We start from the raw sequence: 13,763 nt of genomic DNA on the forward strand, positions 1-13,763 counted from the left end.
GGGGCCTCACGGCCTCCGGGCTTTTTTCATGCGTGCAGGTACATCCCCGCCTCATACCTTGGGAAGAAAAGGCTCGTAGTCAGGGATACGCAGAAGCGTTGGAAGGTAGAAGTCCAGTTCACCAGGCTCAAAGCGGCATAGCCCTATGGTGTGCCAAAACGCTCCTGCCATATCTCCCCCACCTTTGAATCGCCCATCAGGACGGAATGCTACCCAACCGTCTGGAAACTTAACCAACGTTGCAAGACGAGTCCCTGTCGAGACGTGCCAAAGACACACGACACCATCATTGGACGCAGAAGCCAGCACTGTCCCTTCAGGATTGAACGCCACGCCCACGACGCTGTGAGAATGCCCCCTCAGCACATGTAAGGCCCGTCCATGCTTTACGCTCCAAAGGAGCACTGTCCGATCCATAGAACCAGACGCAAGCAGTTTACCATCAGGACTAAAAGCCGCACTGAGAACAGGAGCCGCATGCTCTCTAAGAGTCCGATGCGACCGATCTTCACTCATGCTCCACAGAACAACAGTGTGATCTTCTGAAGTAGAGGCCAACCACTCACCGTCGGGACTGAACACCACGGACAGCACTTGCTCTGAATGCCCCTCAAGTACCCCTAGGGCACTATCTCTGCCCAAGCTCCACAGGATGGCCGTCCGGCCCGCAGGGATAAGAGCAAGCGTCTTACTGTCTGGACTAAACGCCACCCCTTTGACGGTGGCAATGTGCTTGGCCACCACCTGCGGACTCTTCGATTTCAGGTCCCATACTCTTACGGCTTGCTCCCCATCAGCCAAGGCCAGCAGCGCACCATCAGAACTGAACGCCATGTTAGGAGCAGGGGAAGACATTCCTTGGAGCATACTCCGAGCCTCCCCCCGGGTTGCATCCCACACCGCCACGGTACCGTTATCGCAAGCCACAACAAGAGTATCATCGCGCACAGGGCTAAAAACAATACCATTCACATTCCCCTGCAACCCTTTAAGACTCTTATATGGCTTGCCTTGCATCATATTCCAGAGCGTAAGGGACTGATCGCCAGAGCTACAAGCCAGTGACATCCCACTCGGGCCGAAAGACATATACACCATGGCTGGAACATGCCCCCTAAGGGTACTCAAAGTGCTTCCTTGGGAGACGTTCCACAAGATAACTTTTCGATCCATAGAGGCCGAAGCCAGGACTTTTCCACCTCGATTGAAGGCCAAACTGGAAACCTGTCCAGAATGCCTCTTGAGCACACGGAGAGGATGCTCTTGACTAGTACTCCAGAGCATCAGGCTCTGGTCGGCCGACGCAGAGCCCAAAGTCTTCCCCTCAGGGGTAAACGCCACCGCAAGCACAGCGGCCGTATGCTCTCGGAAAACACGCAGCGGTTGCCCCCACCCCACAGTCCAGAGGGTAATAGTTCGATCATCAGAACCAGAGGCCAGCAACATGCCATCAGGGCTAAATGCCACGCTCCTTACAGGCCCCATGTGGCCCCGGAGCACATGAAGCACCTCCCCCTGTCCCACTCCCCACAGGATCGCTGTACTGTCGGCAGAGCCGGAGGCGAGCATTGCTCCGCCTGGGCTAAACGCGACGCTCCGCACCATGTCCTGATGACCGTGCAAAGTTCGCAACACTTCTCCACTCTTCACGCTCCAGAGACTGATCGTCTGGTCCGCAGAACCTGATGCCACCATTGAGCCATCTGGACTGAAAGCCACGCTAAGAACAGGCCCGTTATGGCCATGCAGATCGTGAAGCAATCTCCCCTCTCCAACGCTCCAGAGCGTCAACGTCCAGTCGTTGGATGCTGCCACAAGAAGGGTTCCATCCAAACTGAATGCCACACTTCGAACAGGCTCCGTATGGCCACCAAGTACGCGGCGGATCCTACCAGTAAGAGCATCCCAAAATCGGATGCTGCCATCCGAATGACCCGTAGCAATGAGAGCATCGTCTACAGGACTCCAGGCTACGGAGAAACACGCAGAAGCTAGCCCTACATTAGGCTCCGCGTCGGTCACTGATGGAAGCGCGGCGCCAAAGGTGTCGCTCCCCTCCAAGGAGTTCATTTTTGACGCAGTGAGCTTTGCAAAGCGAAACTTCGCTCCCCGAAGCACCGCACCTCGCAGATCCGCTCCGAGCAGGGAAGCCTCGGTAAGATCAGCACCCTCCAAATTTGCATTCCGAAGCTTCGCCCTTACCAGATTGGCACGACCAAGGCGCGCACCTTTGAGGTTCGCCTCCGTCATGTCGCCTTTCACGAGCGTAACACCCGAGAGATTTGCCTCTTGAAGATTTGCGCGAACCAAATCAACGCCTGTCAGATTCTGGCCACGCAGGTCACTGCCCTTCAGGCGCGTCAGCACAGATACAACATCATGAGGCTCTGTCTTCACATCCGGTTCGGGCAACCTTCCCAGCACACGGAGTGCATTTCGCATTGCAAAGCTATCCGCCTGGGATGATCGAGCTTGAGCCCAGATTCGCGCTTCATTGTGCCCTGCAAGCACAATGAAGAAATCTGCAAGTAAATCACTCATCTCGCTCCTGTCGAGGAGAGTCGCATTACCACTGGCCCCAAGTTCCTTTGCCGCAGCTCTGGCAACAAGCCACTCCAGAACCGACTGATGGACAAACGAGACCCGGCCGTCCTCATCTCGAACAAGCAGAGTTCCGGAGCCGAGTTGGTGCCGAACCACTTCCGCATCCAAAGAGTGCGCACCCCATGCGCTCACTGTTGAGAGCAATTCTTCAGGCAGTTCACCGATGCTCACTGCTCTCTCTGTTCGCCCCCAAAGCAGAACCGCCAACTCAGTTGCCGCCTCCCAGAGTTGCTTGATACTCAGCCCTCTGGGCGCTCCTGCTGGATTGACTCTTTGATGCTCCATCTCCAGCCAGCGCCCGATCAAAACCTCGTAGAGCTTAGCGGGGGTGAGTCCTTCGACACCAGTTCGCGCCGCACGTAGCGTCTTCTCATCCAGATCAGCAATAAAACTCAAGAGCCGCGGGTTCTCTGACAAGCCCAACAAATCCCTGACGCTGCGAAGAAGAGTCATGCGCGTCTCCGCCGCCTCTTCTCCACCGAACCGCTTCGCCAAGAAGTTGCGGATCTGTTGCTCTTGGAATCGTTCCAACTTGACCAGCCGATAACCAGGCAAGACCTCAGCGCGCTGCGCCAACTCACGCTTGATCTCGTGATCGGTCAGGAAATGCTGCGTTCGACTTGTAATGACGACCTTTGCTCTACCCTGCGCAGCCTCGACGAGAGTACTGAAGTGCTCCATCACACGATCGTATGTGACGCGAAGTGCGAGTTCGTCAAAGCCATCAAATAGCAGGGCTATCCTTCCTTCACGGAGCATGCAAAGAAAACGCTCCATCTCAAATCGAGGCACGTCCGCAGCCGCGAAGTGCTGGGCGATAAGTTGGCGCAACGTGCGCTGCTTCTGCAGAGCTCTCATCTCGATGAGAACAGGAATCAACCATCCATTCTCCTTGCTCAATCGCCGTGCCAATTCATGAAGCAAGAACGTCTTACCTGCTCCAGAATCACCGAGAACCAAGGCAACCCGCGGCTGAGGAGATTTGAGTACGTCCAAGAGCGTTGCGAGTACGTTCTGAGTCTCGCTTGCCTCTTGTCCACCGATGCTCACCTGAGCCCTTTGCTCGACGTATATCGATGGCGGATAAACAGGGTCGCGCTCCAGCTTGGCCTTTTGCTGCGCAAGATAGCCGGAAAAGTCGATAAGCCCCAGGTACTCAGCGAAGCTGATAACTTCAATCCGCTGGAGATCTCCTTTTTGAACAAGAGATTGAGGAGCGGGAGGGCCCGTGTAAATCAACCTTGAGACAGTCGAGGGATTATGCCTACGGTAGAGTTCGTGGATGTTCTTGATGAAAGCCTCGAGGAACTCCTCCGTGACAGGTCTATCAAGAACCGCCAGAGGAAAGACACGAGTGAATTGCCGTCCTTCAGGCACCGCCACTTCTAAGAATTCCTCAAACGGCGCTGACGCCACCCGACGAATCAGTTTCGTTCCTGCAGGCTCATGTAACAAACAAATCTGCTCTACACGGCCAAGAAACGTTCCACGATCGTCCTGACCACCATCGTCACCTTCGAACGAATCACGCACATCCTCGATCAGCGTAGGACCTTGCTCCTGTTCAATCGGCCGCAAGTGCTTGCGAAGAAACGCCAATAGAAATGACGCAGAAGCATGGCAGGCGAAAGACCTATGACGATCAGTCTTGTCATGGTCGGCATAGTCAGAAACAGCCTTGACGATGATAGAGCGCCGCCCAAGTTGCTCAGCTACGAAGCCGATCGCGGCAGCCTCCATCTCGGCGCCGAGCACCTTGCGCACATGGCGGCTCAATCGTTTGAATAGGTCAGGATCCTCCTGAACCAACTTGCCTGTAGCAATAGGGGCAACATGGACACGAAACGGCGGATCGCCTTGCTGACCCTCTGGATCGAGCAGGAGTTCCTCGCGTACCCGACCCCACCCCTTCTCTGTAAGCTGAAGTTCTCCTTTTACAGTCTTGATGAGCCTCTGCTTTCGAAGCGCTTGGATACACTCAGCCCAATCTGGACATTGAGTTCTTCGGTCTGGATGATCAACCGGCGATGGTCCGCCACGTTTCTCGTGAGCCTCAAGCACGCGAAGAAGCCATCTCCGCTGGGCGTCCATGGAAACCGGCCGAGTCTTTGCTAGCAGAGATTGAGTGAACTCCTCTGCAAAATAAGCAGCATCCATCTTCCATGCTGCTTCGAGATTATACGTCGCAATATCATGAAGAAATTCGACATCACGATCTCGCTTGCTGGCGATCAACTTGCCGTGGTCGTAACTGAAAACTCGATCAGCCACGATAACATCGCCAAGGAAAGTACCCTCGCGCCGACCTGCGCAGATACCGCACATCGCCAAGCAGACAGGATCTAACTCTTGAATCAATGCTACTGCGCGGAAGGCAGCAGCATTCTCTCCCATGGAGCCCGACCACGCAGCCGCAACATGCAGTGTCTCTCCATAGTTATTCGGAAGCTCTCGATGATGGTAGCGGAAACCACTGTAGTCGCGAGCATCAATCCAGGCATCGCGCCTCTTCCCTGCGAACTCCAGTTCCAGGACGGCGTCAAGTTCCTCCTTGAGCGCCGTCACGATCAGCACATCGACGCGGGCCCTGCTCATTCACGCTCCCACCCATTGACCGGGCGCGCCAGGGTAGAGTGCGAGCCACGGAGGCTCATGGATACCACGTCCGCCGTCGGCGCGGATCGACCCGATCGCCCCACACTGCTAGTCTCAAAGCGATGAAGGCGCCTTGCTGCCTCAGAGCCCTGTGCCTCCTCCTCGGCCTCTATGCCTCTTCTGGTGCAGCAGCACCACCATGGCCTGGAATGGTGCCCGTCATTGCTCATGTACCGAGGACGATGCCTGAAGCAGTAGCGCGCTCAGTGCCTTCCGTCATGGAAAGCACGCGCGCCAAGATGCTGGCTGCTCTCGCACAGGGCAACGTTGCTGGTGCCATCAGAGCCTACGAGGTGCACGTCGGCCAACGAGCACCGGAGTGGCTTCGCGCGCTCCAGAACGCATTCAGCGCCAAGAGCCAAGAGGTCGGGAGGTGCCAGGAAGTCGCGCGGATCATCCACACCGCCTACCTCAAGCTCGACAGGGCTCCCGAGTTCATCGCCATCCGAGCGAATAACATGCGTCAGTACATGTCCTTCGATGCGACGGATGGAAGAGGCATGCCCGTCACGAAGAATGGCTACCATGCAGCCGTGAAGGTGGGAGACCTCATCTACGATGCTTTTACGGGTCCGGCCGGCATGCAACTGCGGGACTACTTCAACCGGCTCAATGCACCGGATGGCGTCGCCTGGAAGGTGGTGAGTTCTCCATGAAATCGTCCTCCCACGGCACTAGCGGCAACCCCACCTCAGGCAGCCCGGTACTGCTGCTGGACTACCTCCTGCGCATCCGGAGAGACATGCTCGCCGGGCGCCTTGCGATGCATATCGGAGATCCCAACATCGTCCATTTGGACGGCTTCGTGAATGGCTATCACTCGTGCCTGGTCAGCAACGGCATCCAGGACGAGGAGTACGGCCGCTTCTTCGAGTGGCTGCGCGATGTGAAGAAGGAGTTCCCCGGCGAAGGCTGGGCGGCGAAGTACCTGCGTGACTGTCACGGCGACCACGAACAGGCCATCCGCAAGTACCTCGACTTCGTCGCCGAGTTCGTCTCCCTCTACCGCAAGTAGCCCAGCTCAGAGCCTCACGCCCAGCTGCACTCCGGGCCAGTACTGCATCGAGGTCTCGTTGTCGAAGAGGTACTCGCGCACCGGCATCGTCGTGAGCTTGTTCCGCGGATCCCCGTTGAAGGTGAAGTACGTGTTGTACGTGGGCCCGCCGAACACCGCGAAGCGCGGCGCCACCTGGAAGCCGAACATCGCCCGGCCCTGCGCCAGCAGATTGTTCCCACGCCACGGATCCTTCACCGCGTGCACCCCGCTGCCACCCAGGTCCATGTCCAGCCAGAAGCGCGTGCCCAGCGGAATGTGCACCCCCAGCGCCAAACCCAGCGTGAAGCGCTGCATCCGGTCGTCCGGCCCGATACCCGCCATCAGCGACGTGTACACGTACTTGCCGCCGAACTTCACCGCCAGGTTCGCCAGCTGAATGTCGCTCGCCCAGTACTCCAGGTGCAGCTGCCCCTTCTCCTCGAACGTCAGCAGCCCCACCGGTACGCCCTTCACCTCCTCGGCCACGTTGATCAACCCCACCTGCGCCCCGTTCACCACCTTGCCCACGTTGATCAACCCCACCTGCGCGCCCGTCACGTCCCCGCTCACGTTCAGCACCGCGAACTGCACGCCCCGGACGCTCTCCGCGCGGTTGAAGCCCGCCGCTGCCTGCACGCCCGTCACCGCCCCGCCCGCCCAGTTCATGCCCGCCGACGCCTGCACGCCCCGGAGCGCCGCGCCCGCCACGTTCACTCCCGCCGCCCCCTGAACGCCCTTCACGTCCTTCGCCGCAACGTTCACCCCCGCGGACAGCTGCGTCCCCGACACCCGGCCGCCCGCCACGTTCAACCCCACTCCCAACTGCCCCACCCGCACATCCCCACCCGCAATGTTCACGCCCGCGGTCATCTGGAGGCCGTCCACGTTCTCGCCGGCCACGTTGAGGGCCAGGGACGCCTGCGAACCCCTCACGCTGCCGCCCGCCGTGTTCACGGCAAACGCCATGGACACGCCCCGCACCTCCTCCTCATACATGTTGGACACCAGCCCCATCGCCAGTCCGCCCACCAGCGCCGTGCCGTCGTTCATCACCCCGAACGCCGCGCGGTTCTCCACCGGCGCCCCACCGGACTTCACCGCGTTCAAGCTCATCCCCGGCAGGAACCCCACGTTCACGGGCACCAGCACGCGGCCCGGGCCGGCCGCCGCCACCTCCCCCGCGGGGGCCGACACCAGGGGCACCGCACTGTGCAGCTCCGGGCCTCCGCGAGACACCGTCGCCTCGCGCAGCACCGAGGTGAAGTCCGCCACCACCAGCGGCGTGCGCTTGCCCTCGGCCAGCGAGAAGTCCGCCTCGCTCACCATCCCGTCCAGCTCGCGCCGCACCTTGTAATTGCCCGGCGCCAGCCCCAGCTCCGTGGCCCGCCCCGGCAGCTTCATCAGCTCCACCACCAGCACGCCCGCCTCGTCCCGCACGAAGAAGCGGCCCTCGAGCCCCTCGGAAAGCACCAGACCCGCGGACGTGGCCCGCAGGTCCGTCATCACCAGGTCTCCCGTGCCCGCCAGCTCGATGTCATACGCTGGATGCTGTGCGCCGCGCTGGGTGCGCTCGGTGCGCGCCAGCGTCTCGTGGAAGGCGAACTGGTAGGCCTCGTTCAGCGTCACACGCCCATCCCGCGTCACATCCGCCGCCCCACGCAGCCCCGAGACCAGGTGGTGCGTGAAGAACGAGCCGCCCAGCCGGTCGCTCTCCTGCGAGGACTCGTCCTCGCTCGAGGAAGTGAGGATGGCCTGCCCCTTCACCTGACTGCCCGCGTCGACCAGGAACGCCGGGCGCGAGGCGCCTCCCTTGCGGCGCGCGAACGCTCCCGAGGCACACGAATCCAGCACCGCAATGCGCACATCCGCCGGAAGCCCCATCAGCGACCGGCGCAACTCTCCGTAGTCCACGCGCTCGCCCTGGATCAGCAGACCCTCGTCGTCCGAGTGCCCCGAGTAATAGAGGAGCACCTCCACCCGGCTCGCCCCCGAGGCCCGAGCAGACTCGGCCATCGCCTTCACCTTCGCGAAGCCGTCCATCAACCCCGTGCGCCCCGTATCCAGCAGCAGCACGCGATCCGCGGGCGACACCCCACCCAACTCGCTCAGCACCTTGGCGAAGGCCTGCGCATCCGTGACGGCGTAGCGCAGGCGCTCGCGCCCCGGGCCCCCGTCATTGACGCCCACCAGCAACGCGAGCCGGCGCACCGAGGCCGGCGTCTCCGCGGTGGCCACTCCGGCCATCAACAGCATCGACAGCACGAACACTCGATTCATGGCGAGACCTTCTCCAGCGTGAAGGACGTCTGGGTGAAACCCTCGGGGAGCGCGAGCGGCGCCTTGCGCGCATCGGCCGAAGCCGCCAGCGCGTGCGCCGAAGAGAGCACCTCGTCGAGGGGGAAAGGCTTGTCCGCGGTCACCAGGATGAAGCGCTCGAAGGCGGGTGCGTCGTCCAGCTCGTAGGCGCGGGGCAGCGCGTGCGTGCCCGAGGCCGCCAGCGCGACGGACTGCCCACCCGTCTCCGGTGCGTGCAGCGTGACGGCGCCGCGCCCGTCTACGGAGAGGATGACGCCGTAGGTATATCCCGCGGCGACATAGGAAACCTGCACCACGTCACCAGCGGAGGCAGGAGCTCCATCGGTGAGACGCTCCGGCTCGCTGGCCCCCTGGCGGTGGACGACGAGCTGGGGCAGCAGGCCCTTGGTGCGCGTCACCTCAAGTCCGGTCCCGACGAGCTCTCCGCCCGGAGGGACCTTGGCCGGCTGTGCCACCACGAACAGAGCCGCGACGGCGAGCGCTGGCACCAGTGCGGCAACTGGAGCGAAGCGGCGCAAAGGGCGCGAATCCTCACGCGCCGCCTCCACCCGGCGAGCCAGGGCCGCGCGGGACTCCACCTCGCGGGCCACGGCGTCCGGCTTCAGCGTCTCCAAGATGGCCTTGTTCTCCGCCTCGAGCGAGGCCAGGCGGGCCTCACCATCGGGCTCCTGCGCGAGCCGGGCGCGAGCCGCGGCCAGCTCGGCCGGGGGCAGCTCGCCCAGGGCGATGCGCTCCAGCAACCAGTCCGGGGTACGATGGGGGGAACTCATGCGGCCTCCAGCTCTTGCAGCGCGGAAGAGAGCGCCCGGAGGCGCTTGCGCACCCCCGAGACGGAGAGGCCCACCTCGCGGGCCGTCTCCTCCAGCGTCATCCCATCCACCAGGTGGAGGACGGCGATGTCCCGGCTGGAGGGCGGAACACGGCCGAAGAGCCTGTCGAGCAACCCTCGCGCCGCGGTGCGCGCCTCGTTGTCCTCGCTGCTCGCGATGCGCAGCACCAGCTCGTCCTCCCGGTCCTCGGGGTGGCGGCGCGCGCCGCGCAGGCGGTTGAGACACACCCGCGTGGCGATCTGGTGCAGCAGGCTGGAGGGCGCCGTGTTCTTCAGCGCGCCCTGGTAGCGCAACAGCTGCACGAAAACATCGTGCATGGCATCCACGGCCTTCTCCTCGTCTCTCAGGAGGAAGCGACAGCGCCGGAGCACCTGGGGCCCGTAACGGCGATAGTAGGCCTCCACATCGATTGCCACCGGACTTGCTCCTCCCTCGTTCGCAGCCTGGAACACCAGCCCGGAAATGAACTGTCACCCAGGCCCGCACATTTTCGCGAGCGCTCCCTATCAGCTTCCAGCGAGGCGGGCGTGGTGGCGGAAGGCCCGTCTTCTCGCGGGGTTGGGAGGCATGCTACCCGCTCCTACTCCCAGTCCCCCGAGCATGGTGGATCACCCCACGGCCGGGCATCCGCGCTAAGAGGCCATCTCCATGGCGGAGACCTGGCAGCAACGCATCGAGCGACAGGCTCGAGAGATGGATGCCGCGGTGCGTGCGGTGCTTCAGCGAGGGCTGGGCGACACGGAACTGCGAGAAGCCCTCGAGGAGCTGTCCTTCCGGCCCATGTTCCGGGAGTTCTTCTGGCTCTGGGGCCCGGCCATCTCCCGGCGCAACCGCATCCTGTTCCGACCGCTGATCCTCAACCACTTCTACCCGCTGTCGGTGAACGTGCACGGCAAGGGCTTCGATGCCTGGAAGAAGGGCGAGACAACCGAGCAGCTCAAGGCCTGGAAGGAGGAGGCCGACCGCCAGGACGACGTGGAGGTGTTCCGAAGGCTCTACACGTGGAGTCGCCCGGAGGGCCCCGGCGCGAAACAGGAGGAGCAGTGGCGCCAGGATCTCCTGGCGCGCGTTCGGGCCACCCAGAACCGGGCCGCCTTCAACACCGCGCTCGCGAAGCTGGACATCGCCATCTACAGGCTCGACGAGCCCACCGCGCTGGCGCTGTACGAGCTGAACCCCACGAGCGCCCGCCCCTTCATCCTCTCGCACCTGCCAACTCCCTGGGGCACTCCCAAGGAGAGGAACTCGCCGGATTACTACTGGCGCAAGCTCCTGGCGCGCACCCGAGAGGCGGGGGATTCATCGTTCCATGCCGAGCTCCGCCGGCAGTTGACACCTCAGGACGTGTGGCGCACGGAGGTGCTCGAGTTGTGCAAGAGCGTGAAGGACGCCACGGCCCTGGACGCGGAGCTGGAGTCGCGGCACCTGCGCGGCCATATCCCCGAGCCCAACGTCACGGCTGACACCTTCCTCGAGCTGGCCGAGGCACGCGGCCGCGATGTGCTGCCCTACATCATGCGGCACGCGCACTCCGTCTTCCCGCGTTGGAGCTTCTGGGGACGCCGCTCGGACACGAAGGGGCTCATGCGGCTGCTGGAGCTGGCTCACCGCAACCAGTGGCTCGAGCTCTGGTCCACGCTGCTGCGCATCAGCGCCTCCGCCGAAATCTGGAACGAGCAGCTCCGCAAGCTGGTCGCGGATCGACTGAGCCCCGAGGAGGGCGTGCGCCACCGCCTGCTGCTGATGGCGGGCTCGGGCCGTGAGTGGCACATGCCGGGTGTCTCCTTCGCCCAGGTGCAGCCGCTCGATGACGCCACCGCCGTGGCCCTCTACGAGCGCTTCCCGGACCTGATGCGAGGCCCCTTCCGGATGCATGCCGCGTCCGCGTGGCAGCTGACCTATCCCCAGCTCACCAAGCAGGCGATTGCCCTCGGGGACGCACCGCTCATCGACTACCTGGCCAGCCGCATGGCGCTTCAAGCGGTGATGGCCCCCCATCAGCAGAAGCAGTGGGAGTCGAGCGTGAACGCACTCGCCCAGCACTACGAGGCGCTCTCGGAGGCGGATGGCACCTTCGCCCGGCGGGCGGCGAACGCCCTCTCGATGATGCCGGCCTACGCGGTCTGGAACTACGATCAACTGCTGAGGATCAACCGACTCGCGCGGCTACTCTTCGAGCGTTCCACGGACCTCTTCCTCGCGGACGAACACGTGGCGAGAGACCTGTTGGAGTCACCGCAAATCCATGTCCAGGTGCTCGCCCTGAAGGTGCTCGGCAGGAACGACGCCCGTGCCCGCACGCTGGCGGTGAGGAATGTGGACCACCTGCAGGCCATGCTGCTGCGGCCATTGCACCGGCGCACGCGGCTGCTGGCCTTCGCGGCGCTGCGGAACGCGGCCCTGGAGGAGGAAACGGTGGCGCGGCGGCTGCTGGAGCGGATGAGGGATGCCCTCGCGCTGCCGGACAAGCGCTACCCGAAGGAGCACCTGATCGGACTGATGGGGCAGGTGCTGCACCGCTGGCCCGCCCTGCGTGCCCCGGCGGAGCTTCCGCGCGTGTATGGGGAGGCCACGCCATGACCTTGTTCGCCATCACCTACGCGACGCCCAGCGTCTTCGAGTCCACGCGGGAGCGGGCGCTGCTGGGGCTCACCGTGGATCAGCACCGGCCCGTGCGCTTCCATGCACGGGTGAAGGAGCACCTGCTCTCACTGCGCCTGGCGCTCCAGGCACTGGGCTCGGTCGTCTGGAGCAATGACGAATGGTTCAGCGCGGATGAGCTCATGCCCTTCATCCTGGATCCGGTCATCACCGTGCACCCGGATCGGGTCTTCTTCGAGGCCTTCAGCCAGGACCAGAGCACGTATGGCCTGGTGATCGCGGACCGGGCGCTCTTCGAGCCCGTGGGCGAGGTGCGGTGCGGCACCACCAACGTGGACTTCACCGCGTGGCTGTGGGCGGCGCTGGCGGAGATGCGCTCCAGCCGGGAGACCTTCTTCCGCATGGGCCCCGAGGGCTTCGAGGTGACGACCGCCGGTGCGGGAGGCCGCTTCGAGCAGAAGGTGGACATCCCGGATGACTGGGTGCGCGGCTTCCTCCAGCTCCAAGGAGCCATGGCCATGCCGGGGACACGGCTGTCGGTGCGGCCGGTGGACCTGCTGGCGGCACTGCGCTTCCTGCGCTTCACCAAGGCGAAGGTGTCGCCGCGCGCGCTGCGCTACGAGCTGGAGCCCGGACAAGACGCCGCGTTGGTGCTGGAGCCGTGGGAGGAGCGGATCCCCCTGCGCGGCGCCGAGCACACCTACGCGGAGAAGCGTACCTTCCGCACCTGGGGCCGAAGGCGGCTGCAACTGTTGGATCCGCTGCTGCCCTACGCGGATGGCGTGGACGTGTACCTCAAGGGCCGGGCGCTGCCCTCCTTCTATGCGGTGAAGCTGCCGGGAGTGACGTTCCTGCTCGGGCTGTCGGGGTGGACCTCCAACCGTTGGACGGGGACGAGCGGGTTCGATCTGCTGGTGCCACCGGCGAAGGGAGAGGACGTCACCCCTCGAGTGCTCGCGCTGCTGAGCGAGCGGTACGCGCTGAGCGTGGACGAGGCGAGCCGGCAACTGGGCCTGGACAAGCCGACGGTGTCCCAGGCGTTGGCCTCGCTGTGCGCCGCGGGCCGGGCCCTCTTCGATGTGGAGCGCCGTGAATTCCGCCACCGCGAGCTGTTCTCGAAGCCGGTGGACCTGGGGCGCCTGTACCCGCCGGACGCCAGGCGCGAGGAGGCGGAGTCGCTGGTGGCGAGAGGCCAGGTGCAGGTGCAGTCCTCCGCGCCCCGAGAGACACGGAAGAAGAAGCGGCTCAAAGGACCAGACGGCGTCCAGTATCGAGAGGTAGTGCTGCGAGACTGGATGGTGACGGGGACGGTGGGAGTTCAGTCGGATGTGGAGTTGGTGCTCAACGACGAGGACCGGCTCATCTTCGGCCGATGTGGCTGTGACTTCTTCCAGGAGAACCTGCTGAACCAGGGCCCGTGCGCACACCTGCTCGCGCTGCTGACCGTCGCGAAGCCCCTGCGCAAGGATTTGTCCACGTCCCGGCCCGTGGACAAGGAGGAGCTGGCGGCCCCGGCGCCCCCTGGCTCCGGCAAGGACGCCCGGGAAGAAGATGAAGACGGCGAGGACGAAGCGCTTGACGGAGACGAAGGCGATGACGATAACCGCTGACGCTCCCGAGGGGGACCTGGCCTCGCAGACGAGCCGTTTGTGCCGCGGTGTTTCGCCGCGGCGGCATCTTGTCCCCATCACATCGCCGCGGGCCCAGCGTACGGAACGCAG

8 protein-coding genes are annotated in these 13,763 nt (G+C 63.4%); 4 read left to right on the plus strand and 4 right to left on the minus strand.

Annotation, left to right across the window (positions count from 1 at the left end; genetic code table 11):
* Window positions 1-51 precede the first annotated feature (51 nt).
* Complete coding sequence (locus KY501_RS39620; RefSeq protein ID WP_224369092.1) at window positions 52-5,199, minus strand: pentapeptide repeat-containing protein; 5,148 nt, start codon at window positions 5,197-5,199, stop codon at window positions 52-54.
* 278 nt (window positions 5,200-5,477) lie between these two features.
* Between KY501_RS39620 and KY501_RS39625 the strand changes: the two genes are divergently transcribed.
* Complete coding sequence (locus tag KY501_RS39625; RefSeq protein WP_224369093.1) at window positions 5,478-5,915, plus strand: papain fold toxin domain-containing protein; 438 nt, start codon at window positions 5,478-5,480, stop codon at window positions 5,913-5,915.
* Window positions 5,912-6,274, plus strand: coding sequence for a hypothetical protein (locus tag KY501_RS39630; protein WP_224369094.1), 363 nt, complete (start codon window positions 5,912-5,914; stop codon window positions 6,272-6,274). Before KY501_RS39625 ends, KY501_RS39630 begins: the two co-directional genes overlap by 4 nt.
* Window positions 6,275-6,280: 6 nt before the next feature.
* On the opposite strand, the gene KY501_RS53770 is transcribed toward KY501_RS39630, so the two are convergent.
* The 3 genes from KY501_RS53770 to KY501_RS39645 are packed head-to-tail and all read right to left on the minus strand — an operon-like array spanning window position 6,281 to window position 9,857.
* Complete coding sequence (locus KY501_RS53770; protein ID WP_304608697.1) at window positions 6,281-8,572, minus strand: caspase family protein; 2,292 nt, start codon at window positions 8,570-8,572, stop codon at window positions 6,281-6,283.
* The gene (locus tag KY501_RS39640) at window positions 8,569-9,381 is read right to left on the minus strand and encodes an ActD-like protein (protein WP_224369095.1); all 813 of its coding nucleotides are present in this window, start codon (window positions 9,379-9,381) and stop codon (window positions 8,569-8,571) included. The genes KY501_RS53770 and KY501_RS39640 overlap by 4 nt, the downstream gene beginning before the upstream one ends.
* Window positions 9,378-9,857: an RNA polymerase sigma factor gene (locus KY501_RS39645; protein ID WP_224369096.1), complete on the minus strand. Its 480-nt coding sequence runs from the start codon at window positions 9,855-9,857 to the stop codon at window positions 9,378-9,380. Before KY501_RS39645 ends, KY501_RS39640 begins: the two co-directional genes overlap by 4 nt.
* Window positions 9,858-10,089: 232 nt before the next feature.
* On the opposite strand from KY501_RS39645, the gene KY501_RS39650 reads away from it, so the two are divergent.
* A complete protein-coding gene (locus KY501_RS39650; RefSeq protein WP_224369097.1) occupies window positions 10,090-12,021 on the plus strand; it encodes a gliding motility protein in 1,932 nt (643 codons plus the stop codon).
* The gene (locus tag KY501_RS39655; RefSeq protein WP_224369098.1) at window positions 12,018-13,652 is read left to right on the plus strand and encodes an SWIM zinc finger family protein; all 1,635 of its coding nucleotides are present in this window, start codon (window positions 12,018-12,020) and stop codon (window positions 13,650-13,652) included. The genes KY501_RS39650 and KY501_RS39655 overlap by 4 nt, the downstream gene beginning before the upstream one ends.
* Window positions 13,653-13,763 lie beyond the last annotated feature (111 nt).

Origin of the sequence: Hyalangium versicolor, from assembly GCF_020103695.1 — a bacterium.
Classification (GTDB): Bacteria; Myxococcota; Myxococcia; order Myxococcales; family Myxococcaceae; genus Hyalangium; species Hyalangium versicolor.